This is a genomic window from Cutibacterium sp. LaCa_286 (assembly GCF_057198075.1).
The window spans coordinates 1687619-1708545 of the sequence record NZ_CP191091.1 but is presented as its reverse complement, the minus strand read 5'-3'; the positions used below and the strand labels follow the sequence as shown (position 1 = coordinate 1708545).

The window sequence follows — 20927 nt, the reverse complement described above, 5'->3', positions numbered from 1 at the left end:
CCTAGAGGACGTACCGCTTGAGGGCGGACGTCACGGCGCAAGGAGATGTCTGCGACACCTCGATTTGCAACGGGGCTGCACATCGTGTAGTTTTCTGGGTCGTTGCCCCTATAGCTCAGTAGGCAGAGCGTCTCCATGGTAAGGAGAAGGTCAGCAGTTCGATTCTGCTTGGGGGCTCTGGTGCTGTTCGACCCCATCACCCAATGGGTTCGGCCGAACCGGTGTCGGTCAGCACAATGGCGGGGTAGCTCAGGGGTAGAGCAAGCGGCTCATAATCGCTGTGTCGCGGGTTCGATTCCCGCCTCCGCTACCGAGTGTTCAGCTGTGCACCACGCATCTGAACCATCTGGAAGCTCTCGACGCCTCGAAAGTAGGAATCATGGCCAAGAAGTCCGGCGATGTTCGCCCGAAGATCACGCTTGCCTGCACCGAGTGCAAGGAGCGTAACTACATCACCAAGAAGAATCGTCGCAACAACCCCGATCGCATGGAACTCGCAAAGTTCTGCCCACGCTGCGGCAAGCACACCGCGCACCGCGAGACGCGCTGAGGGCATCTGAGTCCTTTCTTCTGAAGAAAGCTTCGACGGTGAGGTCACTCGAGCGGGGTGGCCTCACCTTTTTCATGCGTGTTCTCCGTCGGCGGTCTTCGTGGCCGGGCTAGCCTCGACACCATGCCGATCAGCAAAGATCATGTCGGGAGGACGTACCCGACGACCGATCCGTATCACGTCAGTGCTGCCAAGATCACCGAGTTCGCCGCCGCCATCCGCGATGACAGTCCCGCCTACCAGGGCCCCGATCCGGTGGCACCACCCACCTTCGCCATGGTCATCGCCGCGCACGCCTGGCAGCGACTCTTCGACGACCCGGACCTGGGGTTGCGCCTGGATCACACCATCCACACCGAGCAGTCCTTCACCTGGCGACGTCCGCTGCACGCTGGTGACGAGATCACCGCAACCCTGACGATCACCTCGGTGCGAGTGCGTGGCAACACCGACATGATCGGCCTGGACGTCGTCCTCAGGGATGATGCTGACGAGCACGTCGCCACGACGTCCAGTACCCTGTGGCACACTCGAGGAGGCCAGGATGACTGAGAACGTTGCACCTGAGGTGCCTTGCGCCAGAATCCACGAGGGTGACGTCCTGGAACCGGTGCAGATCCCGGTGACCCGGGAAACCCTGGTGCGCTATGCCGGGGCATCCACCGATTTCAACCCGATCCACTGGTCGGATCGTGCCGCTCGGGCGGCCGGGATGGACGGCGTCATCGCCCACGGCATGTGGACGATGGGAGCTGCCCTCGGGGTGGTCGTCCACTGGGTCGCGGACCCCGGCCGGATCGTCTCCCAGCGGGCCCGGTTCGTCCGGCCGGTCCTGGTCCCCGACACCGACGAGGGCACCCAGGTGATCGTCTCGGGACGGGTGACCAAGGCTGACGACCAGACGGCGACGCTGTCCCTGGATGTCACCCACGAGGGCCAGACCGTTCTGGGACGCGTCGAGATCGTCATCACTCAGGAGAACTCATGACCCAGCCATCCATCGACGTCATCGGCCCCTACGAGGACGACGACCCCACCGAGTCGTGCAGCACCGAGCACTTCAGCTCGTCGGTGACCCATGGGCCGGATCTGCACGACGGCCATGACGTGCCCCTGAAGGACCTCACGACACTACGCATCGGTGGACCGGCTCGTCGCCTCGTCATCGCCCGGACCGAGGAACAACTGGTTCAGACCGTGCGCGACTGTGACCATCGTGGCGAACCCTGTCTGATCCTGGGCGGGGGATCCAACATCGTCATCGGTGACGACGGCTTCGACGGCACCGTGGTGCGGGTGGACACCAAGGGAATCGATGCCGAGGTCTCCGCCTGCGGCGGGGCGTTCGCCACCATTGCCGCCGGTGAGGTGTGGGACGAATTCGTCATGCACTGCATCGGGCAGGAATGGGTCGGACCCGAGGCGCTGTCCGGGATTCCCGGTCTGGTCGGCTCCACCCCGATCCAGAATGTCGGTGCCTATGGCGTCGAGGTGGGACAGTTCATCGCTCGGGTACGTACCTGGGACCGCAAGGAGGATGCCCAACGCACCTTCACCGCGGATCAGTGCGGGTTCGGCTACCGCTGGAGCCGTTTCAAGGAAGACCTGGGGCGCTATCTCGTCATCGACGTGTCCATGCAGTTCCTGCTCGGTTCGCTCTCGTTGCCCGTCGCCTATGCCCAGCTCGCCGAGCGTCTCGGGGTGGAGCCCGGCCAACGAGCCAACTCTCGCAAGGTGCGCGAGACCGTGCTCGCCATCCGCGGCAGCAAAGGCATGGTCCTCGATCCCGACGACCATGACACGTGGAGTGCCGGGTCATTCTTCACCAACCCGATCATCCCGCCCGACCAGGTGCCAGACGGGGCGCCGGCCTTTCCCCAACCCGATGGACGGGTGAAGACCTCGGCCGCCTGGCTCATCGACCATGCCGGATTCCATCGCGGTTTCGCCCTGGCCGACGACGCTGCGGCCAGTCTGTCGACCAAGCACGTCCTGGCCCTCACCAACAGGTCCTCGGCCAGCAGCGACGACATCTGCGCCCTGGCGGGAGCAGTCATCGACGGCGTGCACGATCGTTACGGCATCACGCTGGTTCCCGAGCCGCGATTCGTCTCCTGCACTCCCGTACGCGGGGGCCTGGCATGAGGCCCCGACTCCCGCGTCCGCCTCGACTTCCCATCCAGGACTCCGAACTCTCACCTGACCGGTCAAGCCGTCCCACCTGGCAACCCGAACGTGGGGCACGGCACACAATGAGGGAAAATGACACCATGACCACCGATTTGACGCAGATGTCTCCCGAGGAACTCCAGGACGTCCTGGACGAGCAGCGCCGCCTGCACACCGAGCTCGTCGCCCAGGAGCTCAACCTCAACATCACCCGGGGCAAGCCAGCCCCCGAGCAGCTCGACCTCAACCGGCACATGCTCGACATGGACGTGCCCACCAAATCCGCCGATGGCACCGATGTGCGAAACTACGGCGGCAACCGCGGTCTGGTCGACATCCGGCAGATCTTCGCCGAGCTGCTCAACGTCGATCTCGAGGACATCATCGCTGGCGACAACTCCAGCCTGGCCCTCATGCACGACTTCCTCACCTTCGCCATGCTGCACAAGCTGCCAGGAGCGAAGGGCCGATGGGCCGATCAGCAGATCAAGTTCATTGCCCCAGTTCCCGGCTACGATCGCCATTTCACGCTGTGCGAACATCTGGGTGTCGAGATGCTTCCCATCGAGCTGGGGGAGCATGGTCCCGACATGGACGAGGTGGAGAGGCTGGCCGCAGATCCGCAGGTCAAGGGCATGTGGGTCGTGCCGATGTACTCCAATCCCAACGGTGCCGTCTACGACGAGACAACCGTGCGTCGCCTCATGGAGATGCCGGCCGCTCCCGACTTCCGCATCTTGTGGGACAATGCCTACGGTCTGCACCATCTCACCGACAACGAGATCCAGCCGCTGCCGGTGCTCCGGATGGCTCAGGAAGCTGGCAACCCTGATCGCGTCCTGGAGTTCGCCTCGACCTCCAAGATCACCCACGCCGGTGACGGAATAGCCTTCCTGGCCTCGTCCAAGGGCAATCTCGAGTTCTACCTGGCCCACGCCGGGGTGCGCAAGATCGGCCCCGACAAGGTCAACCAGATGCGCCATGCCGCGTACTTCAAGGACGCCGAGGGGGTGCGTTCCCTCATGCGACGTCATCGCGAACTCCTGGCCCCCAAGTTCCATCTGGTGGAGCGCACCCTCCGGGCACGTCTGGGGGGAACCGGAGTTGCCACATGGACCCAGCCGGAGGGTGGCTACTTCATCAACCTCACCGTCATGGACGGCACGGCCACTCGGGTCGTCGAGCTGGCGAAGGAAGCTGGAATTGCCCTCACCCCGGCTGGTTCCTCACATCCGCTGCACCAGGATCCACGGAACCGATTCATTCGACTCTCACCATCCTTCCCGAGCCAGGGAGAACTCTCCCAGGCGATGGACGGAGTGGCCACGTGCGTGCTTGTCGCGGCGGCTGAGAAGCTCCTGGGCAAGAACTGAGAAGCATCGGATCTGGGGTGTGGGCAACCTCGACGACGGGCTCAATTCGACCTGTGACCCGTAAACCGCCTATACTTCCTGTGCTGACGGGCGCGTTCGGCCGAACCGCCGTCGAAGGGCACTAGCTCAATTGGCAGAGCAGCGGTCTCCAAAACCGCAGGTTGGGGGTTCAAGTCCCTCGTGCCCTGCAAAGTGTCGAGATATTCTCGCAAGAGGTCGTGAAACACGTCACGGCCAGTATCCCGAGCCGATAGGACCAGCGTGAGACACGAGCAGCGACCTGACGGAGACGAGGTGAACACCTCTCCCGAGTACGGAACTGACGCCCGGGGCGAAGATCTTGCCCATGCTGGTGGGGCACCGGGTGAGGAGTACACGGTCGTCGACGATGAAGCTGAGGAGCTCACGAACGCCAGTGACGAGGTGGACTCCACCCCGGACCATGGTGATCCCGAGGACATGGTCATCGATGATCCCCAGCAGCTGAGCGAGGCCGAGTCGGTTGCCCGTCGGGCCCGCTCGAGCCGGCCACAGCGGCGGGGCGGGGCCACGAGCACTGCCGACTCCGATTCGCCACGCCGAGGCACTGCCAAGCGATCTGATCGTTCCGGTACGGACGCCTCGAGTGGGGCCAAGGAGCAGAGGACTGCGCGGCGGTCTCGCACCTCCACCAAGGGGGCCAATGCCCCGCAGCGCAAGATGACCACCGCTCCGGTGCGTCGTAAGAAGGCGCAGGCAGCCAAGAACAACGAGCACAAGCGCGCCAACCCGATCGAGTTCTGCAAGCAGTCCGTCGCCGAGCTCAAGAAGGTCAAGTGGCTCAGCAGCCAGGATCTGGGACAGTACTTCGTCGTCGTCCTGGTCTTCGTGCTGGTCGTCATTGCCTACGTCAGTGGCTTGGACGTCCTCTTCGGCTGGCTTCTGATTAAACTGTTTGGCCAGTGATCAACAGCAATGGAGAATTACCACGGTGAGTGACACCACAAATTTTTCCGACTCCACTGCAGGCGATGACATCGAACTCAACCTCGATGCTCTGGCACCTGAGGAGTCCCATGACGACGACGTGGACCTCAATCTCGATGCCCTCGCTTCCGACAAGGATGACGAGCATGCCGATGAGGCCCCGCTGAACCTCGACTTCGATGCTGACTCCAAGAAGGAATCCAGCGAGGAGAAGCTCGGCGATTCCGACATCGCCCGCAACCTCGGCCTGGGCCGGGGCGACGATGACGAACACCAGGACTCCACCGACGACGAGGAACAGCCGTCGGACAACCAGGATGCCGTCGACGAGGCCGTGGCCAAGTTGCGCGATGACCTCAACATGAAGTTCGGCCAGTGGTACGTGCTGCACACCTACTCCGGCATGGAGAACAAGGTGAAGCAGAATCTCGATGCCCGGGTGCAGAACTTCAACATGGAGGACTACATCTACGAGACGGTCGTCCCCACCGAAGAGGTGGTCGAGATCCGCAATGGGGCTCGCAAGACGATCACCCGCGTGCTCATGCCCGGCTACGTCCTGGTGCGAATGGATCTCACCGAGGAGTCGTGGGGCACCGTGCGGCACACCCCGTCGGTGACCGGATTCGTCGGCAATGCCATGGATCCCATCCCGCTCACCCAGGACGAGGTCGTCAAGATGCTCACGCCATCGGTCATCGCCCAGGTGAACCATGACATGGCAGGTCAGGCACCCTCGCCCAAGGCCAAGCGCAAGGTTGAGGTTGCCGATTACGAGGTGGGCGAGTCGGTGCAGATCATCGACGGTCCATTTGCCGGTGTCCCGGCCGTCATCGACGAGATCAACGTCAACAGCCAGCGGGTCAAGGCGTCGGTGGAGATCCTGGGTCGGTCCACCCCGGTCGATCTGGAGTTCAACCAGATTCGCAAGGACTGATCGGCTGGTGCACCGCACCAGCCTCGACATGTTCATCCCGCTCCTGATGTGAAGTGACTGTCCACCGCCGTTGAACAGGCGGTGACGTCGTTCCCCTGCAGTCCAATTGGGTTCTGCAGGGGAATTTGCGTATCATGGGTCAGTGCGTCCTTGTTCGGATCGTTCGTCACGAGCCGAGCAGGCGGTTCGTCATGCCGCTGGACGCATCGGCCCCACCACTCCCGGTGTGGTCGACACTCCGTCACGAGAAGGACCCGATTACATGGCTCCCAAGAAGAAGGTGGCGTCTCTCGTCAAGATCGCCCTCAACGCTGGACAGGCAACTCCTGCTCCGCCAGTTGGTACGGCCCTGGGCCCCACCGGCGTCAACATCATGGAGTTCTGCAAGGCGTACAACGCGCAGACCGAGGGTCAGCGCGGCAACGTCGTCCCCGTTGAGATCACCATCTACGAGGACCGCTCGTTCACGTTCATCCTCAAGACCCCACCGGCTGCCGAGCTCATCAAGAAGGCTGCCGGGATCAAGAAGGGGACCGAGAACCCGCTGACCCACAAGGTGGGCAAGATCAGTCGCGACCAGGTTCGCGAGATCGCCAACACCAAGATGCCCGACCTCAACGCCAACAGCGTCGAGACCGCGATGAAGATCGTCGAGGGCACCGCTCGCTCGATGGGTGTGACGGTCGAGGGCTGATCCTTCGCACCTGCACCGTTTTCTCGAGATCAACTCAAGTGGAGGGGCCGCGCAGCCCACACCACTCCTGGTGAAAGGAACCAGACATGAAGCGCAGCAAGGCTTACCGGGCAGCCGCCGAGAAGCGAAACCCGGATCAGCTCTACAGCCCTGACGAGGCACTCCGCCTGGTCAAGGAGAACGCGTCGGCAAAGTTCGACGAGTCCATCGATGTCGCAGTCCGTCTCGGGGTAGACCCCAAGAAGGCCGACCAGATGGTTCGTGGCACTGTCAACCTCCCCAACGGCACTGGTAAGACGGCTCGGGTCCTCGTCTTCGCCACCGGTGAGAAGGCTGATGCAGCCCGCGAGGCGGGTGCCGATGAGGTCGGTGACGACGAGCTCATCGCCAAGGTCCAGGGCGGTTCGACTCTGTCGTGGCAACCCCGGACATGATGGGCAAGGTCGGTCGTCTCGGCCGCGTCCTCGGTCCCCGTGGCCTCATGCCGAACCCCAAGACTGGCACCGTGACCATGGACGTCGCCAAGGCCGTCGCAGACATCAAGGGCGGCAAGATCGAGTTCCGTGTGGACCGGTACGCCAACCTGCACTTCCTCATCGGCAAGGCCTCCTTCGACGCCGACAAGCTGGTGGAGAACTACCGCGCCGCCCTCGACGAGATCCTGCGTCTCAAGCCGTCGGCCGCCAAGGGACGTTACCTGCGCAAGATTGCCGTCTCCTCGACCATGGGGCCGAGCGTGCAGATCGATCCTGCCGACGTCAAGGTTGCCAACTGACACCTCCACGTCCCTGACATAGTTTGCGAACACATGAATGGCCGTGGCCCCTTCGGGGCTGCGGCCATTGCGCATGGTGTGGGGTGAGGTGGTCCTGCGCCGGGGCCACTGCCGATGATGTGGAGCAGGTGGCGACGTGTTGACAGATTTTGTTCCGATCGTGCCGTGGCCTATACTCAGACGAGCCGAAGACCGCTGGTCGAGTTTTTCGTCAATCACGATGTCGCGCGTCGACGTCGTGGCCCGCGTAGGTGAACGTATCAACTCCGAAGAGTTCAGATCGCTGGATTCGTTTCGAGTTGCCCCGTTGCGCCTGCGCCTCGGGGCTTTTTTCATGCCCGGGTGCGTGACGAATGCACTGCGACGGCCACGATCCGCGGCACCTGTGCGGCCCACCGGTCGCACGTCGTAGCAAACAGTGGGAGGAGACCCAATGGCTAGGCCAGACAAGGCAGCTGCGGTCGCCGAGCTGAAGGAGAAGTTCACTTCAGCACAGGCGACGGTGCTGACCGAGTACCGCGGTCTCTCGGTCGGTGAGCTGAAGGACCTTCGTCGCTCGCTCGGCAATGAGACCACCTATGCCGTTGTGAAGAACACCCTGACCCGTATCGCCGTGCACGAGGCTGGTATCGACGGACTCGACGAGCAACTCGTCGGCCCGACCGCACTGGCCTTCATCAACGGCGACGTGGCTGATGCCGCCAAGGGTCTGAAGAACTTCGCAAAGGAAAACCCTCTCCTGGTGATCAAGGGTGGCGTCATGGATGGAAAGATCCTCGACGCCGACGCCGTCAAGAAGCTTGCCGATCTTGAGTCTCGCGAGGTTCTGCTCGCCAAGCTCGCCGGCGGCATGAAGGCCAACCTGACGAAGGCCGCCGTGGTCTTCGACGCCCTGCCCTCCAAGGCCGCTCGTGGCCTGGGAGCCCTGCAGGAGAAGGCTCAGGCTGATCCCTCCGTGATTGGTGGAGCCGGAGAGGCTTCCAACCAGGAGACCGACACCAATACCCCTGAGGCGTCCGACGCCCAGGACAACACCAACGAGTGAAAGGACGCCCACCATGGCAAAGCTCAGCAACGAAGAGCTCCTTGACGCCTTCAAGGAGATGACCCTCATCGAGCTCTCCGAGTTCGTCAAGCAGTTCGAGGAGACCTTCGACGTCTCCGCTGCCGCTCCGGTGGCTGTCGCCGCTGCTGCCGGTGCCCCGGCTGCCGGTGGCGAGGCCGGTGCCGCCGAGGAGGAGAAGGACGAGTTCGACGTCATTCTCGAGGCCGCCGGCGACAAGAAGATCCAGGTCATCAAGGAGGTCCGCTCCCTGACCAGCCTTGGCCTCAAGGACGCCAAGGACCTCGTCGAGTCCGCTCCCAAGCCGGTTCTCGAGAAGGCCAAGAAGGACGACGCCGAGAAGGCCAAGGAGGCCCTCGAGGCCGCCGGCGCCACCGTCACCCTCAAGTGATGAATCGGTTCGCCACCCCCCAGATTCATTCGGGTGTGGCGAGCCTCCAGCGTCGCGCTTGCGTGACCGTGTGAGTTGGGTCTGACCCCGATTCAGCAGTTCCAGCGGTGCTCACCTCATGGTGGGCACCGCTGTTGCATGCGCGGACACCGCTGTCGGGTGGCGATCTCGAGACGTTCGACCTGGCCAGGCCGGTGAATCCCAGTGGGGGATTCGGTCTGGTATGATGCGACGCATGACGACACAGATCTCGGTTCGGCTTCCTGATGAGATGGTCTCCTTCCTTGATCGCTGTGTGTCCGAGGGGCGCGTTGCCAGCCGTGCTGAGATCATCGCTGGAGCGGTGGAGCGTGAGATGCGTCGTGAAGCGGCGATGCGTGATGCAGCCATCCTCGCCGAGGTCGGATCTGCAGATGATTTGGATGATCTTGTGGCATGGTCGGTGGAGCACCCGGAGATGGGGTCATGATCATGCGTGAGATCTGTCTGGCTCGGATGGACAGGACTCGACCCGTTGTCGTCCTCACCCGTGAAGTGTTCCGTCAGGCAATGACCAAGGTCACCGTTGCTCCAGTCACGTCGACCATCAAGGGGCTGTGCAGCGAGGTACGCGTCGGCAAGGCCAACGGTCTTGACCATGAGTCCGCGATTGCCCTGGACAATGTGTTGACGATCCCGGTGGATCGGCTCGGCCGAAGCATTGGTTTTCTCACCCCGGATCAGGAGAAGGCTCTTGCCCGTGCCTTCGTCATGGCATATGACCTTGAGCTTCCAGTGGCCTGACGGTGAGGTTGGTCGGGGAATCACGGTGTTGCCCCTGCCATTGGACATGGTTTGGCCGATGGTTCTCGCGCGTCATGCTTGCGCTGGCCTGTGAGCATGGGGCAAAGTGTCATCCTGCCACAGTGCCGTTGCATGGCTTGTGTCCTGCCGCAGATAGTTGTACAGTTTTTCCTTGCACCATAGCCAGCGTTCTGCCCATATTTGACATGGGCGGTTCGTCATGCCCCAAAACGGTCGATCCCCCGACCGTTTTCCAGGAGTTCTCGGAAGGACCGCACATTGGCCGCCACGCGCACCGCGTCGAAGAACACCAACGTCATCTCTCCAGAGAGCGGGCGAATCTCGTTCGCGAAGATTCATGAGCCGCTCGAGGTTCCGAACCTGCTGGATCTGCAGGTTGAGTCATTCAACTGGCTCGTCGGCAACGAGATATGGCAGTCGCACGTCGAGGAGGCCCTTGCCCAAGGGCGCACCGACATCAACACGAAGTCCGGGCTGGAGGAGATCTTCGAGGAGATTTCGCCCATCGAGGACTACTCGGAGACGATGTCGCTGTCATTCCGTGACCACCGCTTCGAAGATCCCAAGCACACCCTCGACGAGTGCAAGGATCGCGACAGCACGTACTCCGCGCCGCTGTTCGTCACGGCCGAGTTCACCAACAACGAGACCGGCGAGATCAAGTCGCAGACCGTCTTCATCGGTGACTTCCCACTCATGACCCCCAAGGGCACCTTCATCATCGGCGGCACCGAGCGCGTCGTCGTCTCCCAGTTGGTGCGTTCCCCGGGCGTCTACTTCGAGCGCAACGCCGACAAGACGTCCGACAAGGACATCTACAGCTGCAAGGTGATTCCCTCGCGTGGCGCTTGGCTCGAGTTCGAGATCGACAAGCGTGACACGGTGGGCGTGCGTCTGGATCGCAAGCGCAAGCAAAACGTCACCATCTTCCTCAAGGCGCTGGGCTGGACCCCTGAGCGCATCCTTGAGGAGTTCGGTGAGTACGAGTCGATTCGTCAGACCCTGGAGAAGGACCACGGTGTCGACTCCCAGGACCAGGCGCTGCTCGACATCTACAAGAAGCTGCGTCCCGGCGAGCCGCCGTCGCGTGATGCTGCCCAGCAGCTGCTGGAGAACTACTACTTCAACTCCAAGCGTTACGACCTGGCCAAGGTGGGCCGCTACAAGGTCAACAAGAAGCTCGGCCTCTCCCTGCCGTTCGACCAGCAGGTGCTCACCATCGACGACATCGTCGCCGCCATCCACTACATCTGTGCCCTACACGAGGGCACCGAGACCCTGCCGCGCGAGGACCATGACGACATCGTCGTCGAGGCCGATGACATCGACCACTTCGGCAACCGTCGTCTGCGTACCGTCGGTGAGCTCATCCAGAACCAGTTGCGTACCGGTCTGGGACGGATGGAGCGCGTCGTGCGAGACCGCATGACCACCCAGGACATCGAGGCGATCACCCCGCAGACCCTCATCAACATCCGCCCGGTGACGGCTGCGATCAAGGAGTTCTTCGGCACCTCCCAGCTCTCGCAGTTCATGGACCAGAACAACCCGTTGGCCGAGATGACGCACCGCCGTCGCCTGTCGGCCCTGGGGCCCGGCGGTCTGTCCCGTGACCGCGCCGGCATGGAGGTGCGAGACGTCCACCCCTCGCACTACGGGCGCATGTGCCCGATCGAGACCCCTGAGGGCCCGAACATCGGCCTCATCGGTTCGCTGGCCTCCTTCGCCCGCGTCAATGCGTTCGGGTTCATCGAGACCCCGTACCGCCGCGTCATCGACGGAAAGGTGACCGACGTCGTCGACTACCTCACCGCCGATGAGGAGGACCGCTACATCATCGCCCAGGCCAACGCCTCGCTCACCGATGAGGGACACTTCGCCAATGACCGCGTCCTGGTGCGCAAGCGTCATGGTGAGGCCGACGAGGTGCCCAACGACGAGGTCGACTACATGGACGTCTCCCCGCGTCAGATGGTGTCGGTCGGTTCGGCCCTCATCCCGTTCCTCGAGCACGACGACGCCTCCCGTGCCCTCATGGGTGCCAACATGCAGCGTCAGGCGGTGCCCCTCATCCGTACCCAGGCCCCGTTGGTCGGTACTGGCATGGAGTACGACTGCGCGGTCGACGGCGGCGAGGTCACCTTGGCCGAGAAGCCCGGATCCGTGCTGTCGGTCTCTGCCGACCTCATCGACATCGCCTGTGACGACGGCACCTACCAGACCTACCGGCTGGACAAGTTCCGCCGCTCCAATGCCGGAACCTGCGTCAACCAGCGCCCGATCGTCAAGGCGGGGCAGCGCGTCGAGGTTGGCACCCCACTGGCCGACGGCCCGTCCACCGACAATGGCGAGTTGGCCCTGGGGCGCAACGTCCTGGCAGCCTTCATGCCGTGGCACGGCCTCAACTACGAGGACGCCATCATCATCTCCCAGCGGATCGTCTCCGACGACGTCCTCACCTCGATCCACATCGAGGAGCACGAGGTCGATGCACGCGACACCAAGCTGGGTGCCGAGGAGATCACTCGCGACATTCCCAACGTCTCCGAGGACATGCTCGCCAATCTCGACGAGAACGGCATCGTGCGCATCGGTGCCCACGTCGGCACCGGCGACATCCTCGTCGGCAAGGTGACCCCCAAGGGCGAGACCGAACTCACCCCCGAGGAGCGTCTGCTGCGGGCCATCTTCGGTGAGAAGGCCCGTGAGGTGCGCGACACCTCCCTCAAGGTGCCGCACGGCGAGGAGGGCGTCGTCATCGGAGTACGCATCTTCGATGCCGAGAACGGTGATGACGAACTCGCCCCCGGCGTCAACCAGATGGTGCGCGTGTACGTCGCCCAGAAGCGCAAGGTGACGATCGGTGACAAGCTCGCCGGACGCCACGGCAACAAGGGTGTCATCTCCAAGGTGCTGCCCGTGGAGGACATGCCCTTCCTGGCCGACGGCACCCCGGTCGACATCATCCTCAACCCGTTGGGTGTGCCCTCGCGCATGAACGTCGGGCAGGTGCTCGAGATGCACTTGGGGTGGATCGCCCACTCCGGGTGGGACATCACCCAGACGGAAGGTGACTGGGCCGAACGGCTGCGCGAGGTCGGACTGGTGGACGTTCCCGCGGACTCCCGCCTGGCCACCCCGGTCTTCGACGGTGCCACCGAGGAGGAGATCCAGGGTCTGCTGGACAACGGACGCCCCAACCGGGACGGCGAGAAGCTCATCAGCTCCGAGGGCAAGACCCAGCTGTTCGACGGACGTACCGGCGAGCCGTTCCCCCAGGAGGTCGGCGTCGGCTACATGTACATGCTCAAGCTGCACCACCTCGTCGACGACAAGATTCACGCCCGTTCCACCGGTCCGTACTCCATGATCACCCAGCAGCCGTTGGGTGGTAAGGCCCAGTTCGGTGGTCAGCGCTTCGGTGAGATGGAGGTGTGGGCCATGGAGGCATACGGTGCCGCCTGGGCCTTGCAGGAACTACTCACCATCAAGTCCGACGACGTCCCCGGACGCGTCAAGGTCTACGAGGCGATCGTCAAGGGCGAGAACATCCCCGAGCCGGGCATTCCCGAGTCGTTCAAGGTGCTCGTCAAGGAGATGAAGTCCCTGTGCCTGAACGTCGAGGTGCTCAACTCCGAGGGCCAGGAGATCGATCTTCGTGAGCCCGACGAGGACACCCGGTCGAACCTGGGAATCGATCTGTCACGTCGTCCGGGTGCCGACAACGCGCTGGCGGACTGACGAGTTCATCAATCGGCAATTGCGACTGAAACGAAGGGGGTGACGTCAGGCCTGGACACCCTGACGTCACACGAACCCCAGTTGGGGCTCCTCCTGGGCAGGGATGGAGCCAGCACCCACCGGCAGTGGGGGAAAGAGACACACCGTGCTGGACACGAACTACTACGACCGCCTCCAGATCGGCCTGGCGACCGCTGACCAGATTCGCCAGTGGAGCTACGGCGAGGTCAAGAAACCCGAGACCATCAACTACCGCACTCTCAAGCCGGAGCGCGACGGTCTGTTCTGCGAGAAGATCTTCGGACCCACCAAGGACTGGGAGTGCTACTGCGGCAAGTACAAGCGCGTGCGCTTCAAGGGCATCATCTGTGAGCGGTGTGGCGTGGAGGTCACTCGCTCCAATGTGCGTCGTGAGCGCATGGGCCACATCGAGTTGGCCGCCCCGGTCACCCACATCTGGTACTTCAAGGGTGTGCCGTCGCGGCTGGGCTACCTGCTCGACATCGCCCCCAAGGACCTCGAGAAGGTCATCTACTTCGCGGCCTACATGATCACCGCGGTCGACGAGGAGGCCCGTCACCGTGACCTGCCGAGCCTCGAGGCGAAGGTGCAGGCCGAGAAGACCCACATGGCCCAGCGTCGCGACTCCGAGCTGGAGGCTCGTCGAGCAAAGCTCGAGGAGGATCTCGCTCAGCTGGAGGCCGAGGGGGCCAAGGCCGACACCCGCCGCAAGGTCAAGGACGGTGCCGAGAAGGAGCTGCGTCAGATCGAGCATCGCGGTCAGCGCCAGATCGACCGTCTCGACGCCGTCTGGGAGCGGTTCAAGACCCTCAAGGTCCAGGATCTCGAGGGTGACGAGGTGCTCTACCGTGAGATGCGGTCGCGGTTCGGCAAGTACTTCGAGGGCTCCATGGGAGCCGAGGCCGTCAAGCGTCGGCTGGCCGACTTCGACCTGCAGGCCGAGTCGGAGAGCCTGCGTGAGACCATCAAGACCGGACGCGGCCAGAAGAAGACTCGTGCCCTCAAGCGTCTCAAGGTGGTGCAGGCCTTCCTCGATTCCGGCAACTCCCCGGCGGGCATGGTGCTGGACTGCGTGCCGGTGATCCCGCCGGACCTGCGTCCGATGGTCCAGCTGGACGGTGGCCGATTCGCCACCTCCGACCTCAACGACCTCTACCGTCGCGTCATCAATCGCAACAACCGTCTCAAGCGGCTGCTTGATCTCGGGGCCCCCGAGATCATCGTCAACAACGAGAAGCGCATGCTCCAGGAGGCCGTGGACTCGCTGTTCGACAACGGTCGTCGCGGGCGCCCGGTCTCCGGGCCGGGCAACCGTCCGCTGAAGTCGCTGTCCGACATGCTCAAGGGCAAGCAGGGCCGGTTCCGTCAGAACCTGCTCGGCAAGCGCGTCGACTACTCCGGCCGTTCGGTCATCGTCGTCGGCCCGCAGCTCAAGATGCACCAGTGTGGTCTGCCCAAGACGATGGCCCTGGAGCTGTTCAAACCGTTCGTCATGAAGCGTCTGGCAGACCTCGAGCACGCCCAGAACGTCAAGTCCGCCAAGCGGATGGTCGAGCGTCAGCGCCCGGTGGTGTGGGACGTCCTCGAAGAGGTCATCAAGGAGCACCCGGTGCTGCTCAACCGGGCACCAACGCTGCACCGTCTGGGTATCCAGGCCTTCGAGCCGCTGCTCATCGAGGGCAAGGCCATCCAGCTGCACCCGCTGGTCTGCTCGGCCTTCAACGCCGACTTCGACGGTGACCAGATGGCCGTCCACCTGCCGTTGAGTGCCGAGGCCCAGGCTGAGGCTCGGGTGCTCATGCTCTCGACCAACAACATCCTCAAGCCGGCTGACGGCCGACCGGTCGCCCTGCCCAGCCACGAGATGATCATTGGTGCCTACTACCTGACGATGGCCCTGGACGGCCGCAAGGGTGAGGGTCGAGTCTTCACCTCGCTGTCCGAGGCGATCATGGCCCACGATCTCGGTGAACTCGAGGTGGGCGCCAAGATCAAGATGCGCTTCCACGACATGGTTCCGCCGGTGGGCAAGGAGCTGCGCCCGGACGGCTCCATCCTGCTCGACACCACCTTGGGCCAGGCGATCTTCAACGAGGTGCTGCCCAAGGACTACCCCTACGTCGACTACCTTGTCGGCAAGAAGCAGATCGGCAAGATCGTCAACGACCTCTCCGAGCGGATGACCCAGCTCGAGGTGGCCCACATCCTCGACAACCTCAAGGACATCGGCTACGACTGGGGTTCGCTGTCCGGTGTGACCGTGTCCATCGGTGACGTGCAGACCCCGCCGACCAAGCCGCAGATCCTGGCGGGCTACGAGAAGCGGGCTGCCAAGGTCGACAAGGAGTACGAGCGTGGTGCCGTCACCGAGGAGGAGCGGCGTCAGGACCTCATCCAGATCTGGACGGAGGCCACTGCCGAGCTCACCGAGGCGATGGAGGCCAACTTCACCCGCACCAACCCCATCTACATGATGGTGCACTCCGGTGCCCGTGGAAACATGACCCAGATGCGTCAGATTGCCGCCATGCGAGGTCTGGTGGCCGACACCAAGGGCGACATCATTCCTCGGCCCATCAAGTCGAACTTCCGTGAGGGCCTCACGGTGCTGGAGTACTTCATCTCCACCCACGGTGGCCGAAAGGGTCAGGCCGACACCGCTCTGCGTACCGCGGACTCCGGTTACCTCACCCGTCGTCTGGTTGACGTCTCCCAGGACGTCATCGTGCGTGACGACGACTGTGGCACCACCCGCGGGATGCCCAAGACGATTGCCGTGGACGACGGTTCGGGCAATCTCGTGCCGGCCGATGGTCTGGAGACGGCGGTCTACGCCCGGTGCCTGGCAGCCGACGCCGTCGACGCCAATGGCAATGTCGTCCTGGAGGCCAACTCCGACCTGGGCGATGAGCAGATTCGCAGACTCATCGCTGCTGGTATCACCCAGATCAAGGTGCGTTCGGTGCTCACCTGCGCTGCTCCGGAGGGGTGCTGCGCCAGGTGCTACGGCCGGTCGTTGTCCACCGGCAAGCTGGTCGACGTCGGCGAGGCCGTGGGCATCATCGCCGCCCAGTCGATTGGTGAGCCCGGTACCCAGCTGACGATGCGTACCTTCCACACCGGTGGTGTGGCCGGTGACGACATCACCCAGGGTCTGCCTCGTGTCGTCGAGCTCTTCGAGGCCCGTTCCCCCAAGGGCAAGGCGCCGATCGCCGAGGCCTCCGGTGTCGTTCGCCTGGAGGAGTCCGACTCCCGTCGCAAACTCATCCTCGTGCGTGATGACGGTGAGGAGGACGTGGAGTACACCCTGCCACGTCGCGCACGTCTGGAGTTCGACTTCGGTGGCCGGCATGTCGTCATTCGCGATGGTGCACGGGTGGAGGCTGGACAGCAGCTCACCGCCGGTACCCTCGACCCCCACGACGTGCTGCGCGTCATGGGTGTGCGCAAGGTGCAAGAGCATCTGGTCGGTGAGGTCCAGAAGGTGTACGCCACCCAGGGCGCCCCGATCCACGAGAAGCACATCGAGATCGTCATTCGTCAGATGCTGCGCCGTATCACGGTGATCGACTCCGGCGACACGACGATGATGCCCGGTGAGCTGGCGGACCGTCCGCTCTACGAGACTGCCAACCGTACCGCCGTCGCCGAGGGCGGTCGTCCCGCCGAGGGCCGCCCGGTGCTCATGGGTATCACCAAAGCATCCCTGGCCACCGAGTCGTGGCTGTCGGCCGCGTCCTTCCAGGAGACGACGAAGGTGCTCACTGATGCCGCGATCAACGGCAAGACCGACACCCTCGTCGGTCTCAAGGAGAACGTCATCCTCGGTAAGCTCATCCCAGCCGGTACTGGTCTGGAGCGCTACCGCAACATGCGTGTGGAGCCGACGGCCGAGGCCAAGGCAGCGGCGTTCACCATGAACTACGACCCGTTCGACTACGATTTCGGATCCGGCTCAGGGGCCTCGGTGGCCCTGGACGATCTCGATTTCGGAGACCTCGGGTGATGAGTTCGGTCGAACACCGTGTGTGAACATACGACACGCGGTGAGATGCAGCGAGGCGGTTGCCGGCGGAGCCCGGTGGCCGCCTCGTCGTCTTGCTGGGACACGTCTGCTTTGGCCTGACGGTGCCACGGTGATAGCCTTGTTCACCGTGTCCGGTATCTCCGGACGCTTGTGCGTGCCCTGGCAGGACGGTACAACCTCTCGAGTTGCTGCGAGCATGGTCCGTCTGTGCGGAGTTCGCACGGCACCCCTTCCACTCAGAGCGCGGGACAGCGGTGGCCCAGCGCCGAGTGCCACGGGTGCACAGCCAGGGATTCTTAACCACAGACACGGAAAGAGAAACCAAGCCGGTGCCAACAATTCAGCAATTGGTCCGCAAGGGCCGTACTGACAAGATCAGCAAGAATAAGACCCCTGCCCTCAAGGGATCCCCGCAGCGTCGTGGCGTGTGCACCCGTGTGTACACCACCACCCCGAAGAAGCCGAACTCGGCCCTCCGCAAGGTTGCCCGTGTTCGCCTGTCGTCGGGTATCGAGGTCACGGCCTACATTCCCGGAATTGGCCACAACCTCCAGGAGCACTCGATGGTGCTCGTGCGCGGCGGTCGTGTGAAGGACCTCCCGGGCGTGCGCTACAAGATCGTCCGCGGGTCCCTCGATACGCAGGGTGTCAAGGGCCGCAAGCAGGCTCGCAGCCGCTACGGCGCCAAGAAGGAGAAGTGACATGCCTCGTAAAGGAGCCATTCCCAAGCGTCCAGTGATGGTCGACCCGGTCTACGGGTCCCCGCTGGTCTCCCAGCTCGTCAGCAAGATCCTGCTCGACGGCAAGAAGACCGTCGCCCAGGACATCGTCTACACCGCCCTCGAGGGGTGCCGTGCCAAGACGAACACCGATCCAGTGCAGACCCTCAAGCGTGCGCTCGACAACATCAAGCCCTCCCTGGAGGTCAAGTCCCGTCGCGTCGGTGGTGCCACCTATCAGGTTCCGGTGGAGGTCAAGCCTGCTCGTCAGACCACCTTGGCGCTGCGCTGGTTGGTGACTTTCTCCCGTGAGCGTCGTGAGAAGACCATGTCCGAGCGTCTCATGAACGAGATCCTGGATGCCTCCAACGGTCTGGGAGCCTCGGTGAAGCGTCGCGAGGACACCCACAAGATGGCCGAGGCCAACCGCGCCTTCGCCCACTACCGCTGGTGATGAACGAGCCCCCTCGCCATTGATGTGAGGGGGCACCTTCATGTTCTCAGCCCGAACCCCGGTGATTTGGTTCACCTGCGGTTCACCTACGACGAGCATCATTCCGCATAGACCACGCACCCACAGATTCGAGGTTGACAACAGTGGCCAATACAGACCTCAGGAACGTCCGCAACATCGGCATCATGGCACACATCGATGCCGGTAAGACCACCACGACCGAGCGCATCCTGTACTACACCGGCAAGTCCTACAAGATTGGTGAGACCCACGAGGGCAACGCCACCATGGACTGGATGGAGCAGGAGCAGGAGCGTGGTATCACCATCACGTCGGCTGCCACCACCACCTTCTGGCACGACACCCAGATCAACATCATCGACACCCCCGGACACGTGGACTTCACCGTCGAGGTGGAGCGGTCCCTGCGTGTGCTCGACGGTGCCGTCGCCGTCTTCGACGGTGTGGCCGGTGTCGAGCCGCAGTCGATGACCGTGTGGCGTCAGGCCGCCAAGTACGGCGTGCCGCGCATCTGCTACATCAACAAGATGGACCGCACCGGAGCTGACTTCGACCACGCCGTGCAGACCATCAAGGATCGTCTGCATGCCATCCCGGTGCTCCTGCAGCTGCCGGTGGGTGCTGAGGACAAGTTCGAGGGCGTCATCGACCTCATCGAGATGAACGCCAAGCTGTGGCGCGGTGAGACCGAGCTCGGTGCCCACTACACCACCGAGGAGATCCCGGCCGAGCTCAAGGACGAAGCCGAAGCCGCTCACGCCGAGATGCTCGAGACCATCGCCGAGAACGACGAGGAGTTCATGGAGGCCTACCTCGAGGACGCCGACTCGGTGACCGTCGAGCAGGTCAAGGCCGCCGTGCGGCGTGGCGTGCTTGCCAACGCCTTCACCGCCGTGACCTGCGGTACCTCCTTCAAGAACAAGGGTGTGCAGCCGCTGCTCGACGCCATCGTCGACTACCTGCCCTCCCCGCTGGACGTGCCGGCCATCACCGGCTACAAGCCTGGTGACGAGTCCGTCGAGCTCGAGCGTCATCCCAGCGACGACGAGCCCCTGTCGGTGCTGGCCTTCAAGGTGGCCTCCGACCCGCACCTGGGCAAGCTCACCTTCGTGCGTGTGTACTCCGGCGTCCTCAAGGCCGGCGGGCAGGTGCTCAACGCCACCAAGGGCAAGAAGGAGCGCATCGGAAAGATCTACCTCATGCACGCCAACAAGCGCGAGGAGATCTCTGAGATCGGCGCCGGCATGATCTGCGCCGTCATGGGCCTCAAGGACACCACCACGGGTGAGACGCTGTGCGACTCGTCCAACCCCATCACCCTGGAGTCCATGACCTTCCCGGCTCCGGTGATCGAGCAGGCCATCGAGCCCAAGTCGAAGGCCGACCAGGAGAAGCTCTCCAACGCCATCCAGCGCTTGGTGGAGGAGGACCCGACCTTCCGCGTCCACACCGACGAGGAGACCGGCCAGACCATCGTCGCCGGCATGGGCGAGCTGCACCTGGACGTCTTCATCGACCGTATGAAGCGTGAGTTCCACGTCGAGGCCAACATCGGCAAGCCGCAGGTGGCATACCGTGAGACGCTGCGCAAGCCGGTGGAGAAGTTCGAGTACACCCACAAGAAGCAGACGGGTGGTTCCGGTCAGTTCGGTCGCGTCATCATCGCCATCGAGCCGCAGGAGCCCGGCTTCGGCTACGAGTTCGTCAACGCCGTCACCGGTGGCCGCATCCCCAAGGAGTACATCCCCTCGGTTGACGCGGGTATCCAGGAGTCCATGCGCTTCGGTGTGCTGGCCGGATTCCCGGTCGAGGACATCAAGGTCACCCTGCTCGACGGTGCCTACCACGAGGTCGACTCCTCCGAGATGGCCTTCAAGATCGCCGGATCGATGGCCTTCAAGGAGGCTGCTCGCAAGGCCAACCCGGGCCTGCTCGAGCCGCTCATGGCCGTGGAGGTGACCACACCGGAGGACTACCTCGGTACCGTCATCGGCGACATCAACTCGCGTCGCGGTCAGGTGCAGGAGATGGTCGAGGCTCACGGCAACAAGGTCGTGCGTGCCCTCGTTCCGCTCTCGGAGATGTTCGGCTACGTGGGCGACCTGCGTTCCAAGACCTCTGGACAGGCCTCGTACTCCATGGAGTTCGACTCCTACGGTGAGTGCCCGACCAACGTCGCCGAGGAGATCATTGCCAAGACCAACGGTGGCAAGTGATCTGCT

General features: G+C 63.4%; 17 protein-coding genes, 3 tRNA genes and 1 pseudogene. All 21 read left to right on the top strand.

Annotated features, from left to right (window positions below; genetic code table 11):
• Positions 1-104 precede the first annotated feature (104 nt).
• Positions 105-177, top strand: a tRNA-Thr gene (locus ACP8JZ_RS07415).
• A 61-nt stretch (positions 178-238) separates the two neighbouring features.
• Positions 239-310: transfer RNA gene (locus ACP8JZ_RS07410), tRNA-Met, on the top strand.
• Between the two features lie 69 nt (positions 311-379).
• A complete protein-coding gene (rpmG, locus tag ACP8JZ_RS07405) occupies positions 380-550 on the top strand; it encodes a 50S ribosomal protein L33 (RefSeq protein ID WP_021104858.1) in 171 nt (56 codons plus the stop codon).
• A 123-nt stretch (positions 551-673) separates the two neighbouring features.
• Entirely contained in the window at positions 674-1102 is a 429-nt protein-coding gene (locus ACP8JZ_RS07400; protein ID WP_484482336.1) for an FAS1-like dehydratase domain-containing protein, read from the top strand.
• A complete protein-coding gene (locus tag ACP8JZ_RS07395) occupies positions 1095-1538 on the top strand; it encodes a MaoC family dehydratase (protein ID WP_286319288.1) in 444 nt (147 codons plus the stop codon). Before ACP8JZ_RS07400 ends, ACP8JZ_RS07395 begins: the two co-directional genes overlap by 8 nt.
• Positions 1535-2695, top strand: a complete 1161-nt coding sequence (locus tag ACP8JZ_RS07390; protein WP_484482335.1) for a UDP-N-acetylmuramate dehydrogenase — start codon at positions 1535-1537, stop codon at positions 2693-2695. The genes ACP8JZ_RS07395 and ACP8JZ_RS07390 overlap by 4 nt, the downstream gene beginning before the upstream one ends.
• 125 nt (positions 2696-2820) lie before the next feature.
• Complete coding sequence (locus ACP8JZ_RS07385) at positions 2821-4092, top strand: aspartate aminotransferase type Ic (protein ID WP_323458293.1); 1272 nt, start codon at positions 2821-2823, stop codon at positions 4090-4092.
• Between the two features lie 115 nt (positions 4093-4207).
• A tRNA-Trp gene (locus ACP8JZ_RS07380) sits at positions 4208-4280 on the top strand.
• Between the two features lie 73 nt (positions 4281-4353).
• Positions 4354-5037 carry a preprotein translocase subunit SecE gene (secE, locus tag ACP8JZ_RS07375; RefSeq protein WP_484482334.1) on the top strand — a complete coding sequence of 228 codons (684 nt, stop codon included), beginning with the start codon at positions 4354-4356 and terminating at the stop codon, positions 5035-5037.
• Between the two features lie 25 nt (positions 5038-5062).
• Positions 5063-5995, top strand: a complete 933-nt coding sequence (nusG, locus tag ACP8JZ_RS07370) for a transcription termination/antitermination protein NusG (protein WP_484482333.1) — start codon at positions 5063-5065, stop codon at positions 5993-5995.
• A 262-nt stretch (positions 5996-6257) separates the two neighbouring features.
• Positions 6258-6689: a 50S ribosomal protein L11 gene (gene rplK, locus ACP8JZ_RS07365; protein ID WP_021104865.1), complete on the top strand. Its 432-nt coding sequence runs from the start codon at positions 6258-6260 to the stop codon at positions 6687-6689.
• Positions 6690-6775: 86 nt separating this feature from the next.
• Positions 6776-7464: pseudogene (rplA, locus tag ACP8JZ_RS07360) on the top strand (50S ribosomal protein L1).
• A gap of 433 nt (positions 7465-7897) precedes the next feature.
• Complete coding sequence (gene rplJ / locus ACP8JZ_RS07355) at positions 7898-8509, top strand: 50S ribosomal protein L10 (RefSeq protein ID WP_023034353.1); 612 nt, start codon at positions 7898-7900, stop codon at positions 8507-8509.
• Positions 8510-8522: 13 nt separating this feature from the next.
• Positions 8523-8918 carry a 50S ribosomal protein L7/L12 gene (rplL, locus tag ACP8JZ_RS07350; protein WP_023034352.1) on the top strand — a complete coding sequence of 132 codons (396 nt, stop codon included), beginning with the start codon at positions 8523-8525 and terminating at the stop codon, positions 8916-8918.
• 235 nt (positions 8919-9153) lie between these two features.
• The gene (locus ACP8JZ_RS07345; RefSeq protein WP_021104869.1) at positions 9154-9387 is read left to right on the top strand and encodes a ribbon-helix-helix domain-containing protein; all 234 of its coding nucleotides are present in this window, start codon (positions 9154-9156) and stop codon (positions 9385-9387) included.
• Between the two features lie 2 nt (positions 9388-9389).
• Positions 9390-9701 (top strand): type II toxin-antitoxin system PemK/MazF family toxin, encoded by a 312-nt coding sequence (locus ACP8JZ_RS07340; RefSeq protein ID WP_484482332.1) that lies wholly within the window; start codon positions 9390-9392, stop codon positions 9699-9701.
• 279 nt (positions 9702-9980) lie between these two features.
• Entirely contained in the window at positions 9981-13463 is a 3483-nt protein-coding gene (gene rpoB / locus ACP8JZ_RS07335; protein WP_021105015.1) for a DNA-directed RNA polymerase subunit beta, read from the top strand.
• A gap of 145 nt (positions 13464-13608) precedes the next feature.
• Positions 13609-17490 (top strand): DNA-directed RNA polymerase subunit beta', encoded by a 3882-nt coding sequence (locus ACP8JZ_RS07330; RefSeq protein ID WP_484482331.1) that lies wholly within the window; start codon positions 13609-13611, stop codon positions 17488-17490.
• A 350-nt stretch (positions 17491-17840) separates the two neighbouring features.
• Entirely contained in the window at positions 17841-18212 is a 372-nt protein-coding gene (rpsL, locus tag ACP8JZ_RS07325; RefSeq protein WP_021105012.1) for a 30S ribosomal protein S12, read from the top strand.
• A 1-nt stretch (position 18213) separates the two neighbouring features.
• On the top strand, positions 18214-18684 hold the full coding sequence (gene rpsG, locus ACP8JZ_RS07320; RefSeq protein WP_021104874.1) for a 30S ribosomal protein S7: 471 nt from the start codon (positions 18214-18216) through the stop codon (positions 18682-18684).
• A 143-nt stretch (positions 18685-18827) separates the two neighbouring features.
• Positions 18828-20921, top strand: a complete 2094-nt coding sequence (fusA, locus tag ACP8JZ_RS07315) for an elongation factor G (protein ID WP_286319255.1) — start codon at positions 18828-18830, stop codon at positions 20919-20921.
• Positions 20922-20927: the final 6 nt, after the last annotated feature.

Excerpts from the sequence above, each read along its gene's own strand:
- ACP8JZ_RS07340 (WP_484482332.1), top strand. The coding sequence starts at position 9,390 with ATGCGTGAGATCTGTCTGGCTCGGATGGACAGGACTCGACCCGTTGTC.
- rpmG (WP_021104858.1), top strand. The coding sequence starts at position 380 with ATGGCCAAGAAGTCCGGCGATGTTCGCCCGAAGATCACGCTTGCCTGC.
- ACP8JZ_RS07395 (WP_286319288.1), top strand. The coding sequence starts at position 1,095 with ATGACTGAGAACGTTGCACCTGAGGTGCCTTGCGCCAGAATCCACGAG.
- ACP8JZ_RS07400 (WP_484482336.1), top strand. The coding sequence starts at position 674 with ATGCCGATCAGCAAAGATCATGTCGGGAGGACGTACCCGACGACCGAT.
- ACP8JZ_RS07385 (WP_323458293.1), top strand. The coding sequence starts at position 2,821 with ATGACCACCGATTTGACGCAGATGTCTCCCGAGGAACTCCAGGACGTC.
- rplK (WP_021104865.1), top strand. The coding sequence starts at position 6,258 with ATGGCTCCCAAGAAGAAGGTGGCGTCTCTCGTCAAGATCGCCCTCAAC.
- rplJ (WP_023034353.1), top strand. The coding sequence starts at position 7,898 with ATGGCTAGGCCAGACAAGGCAGCTGCGGTCGCCGAGCTGAAGGAGAAG.
- ACP8JZ_RS07390 (WP_484482335.1), top strand. The coding sequence starts at position 1,535 with ATGACCCAGCCATCCATCGACGTCATCGGCCCCTACGAGGACGACGAC.
- rpsG (WP_021104874.1), top strand. The coding sequence starts at position 18,214 with ATGCCTCGTAAAGGAGCCATTCCCAAGCGTCCAGTGATGGTCGACCCG.
- rplL (WP_023034352.1), top strand. The coding sequence starts at position 8,523 with ATGGCAAAGCTCAGCAACGAAGAGCTCCTTGACGCCTTCAAGGAGATG.
- ACP8JZ_RS07345 (WP_021104869.1), top strand. The coding sequence starts at position 9,154 with ATGACGACACAGATCTCGGTTCGGCTTCCTGATGAGATGGTCTCCTTC.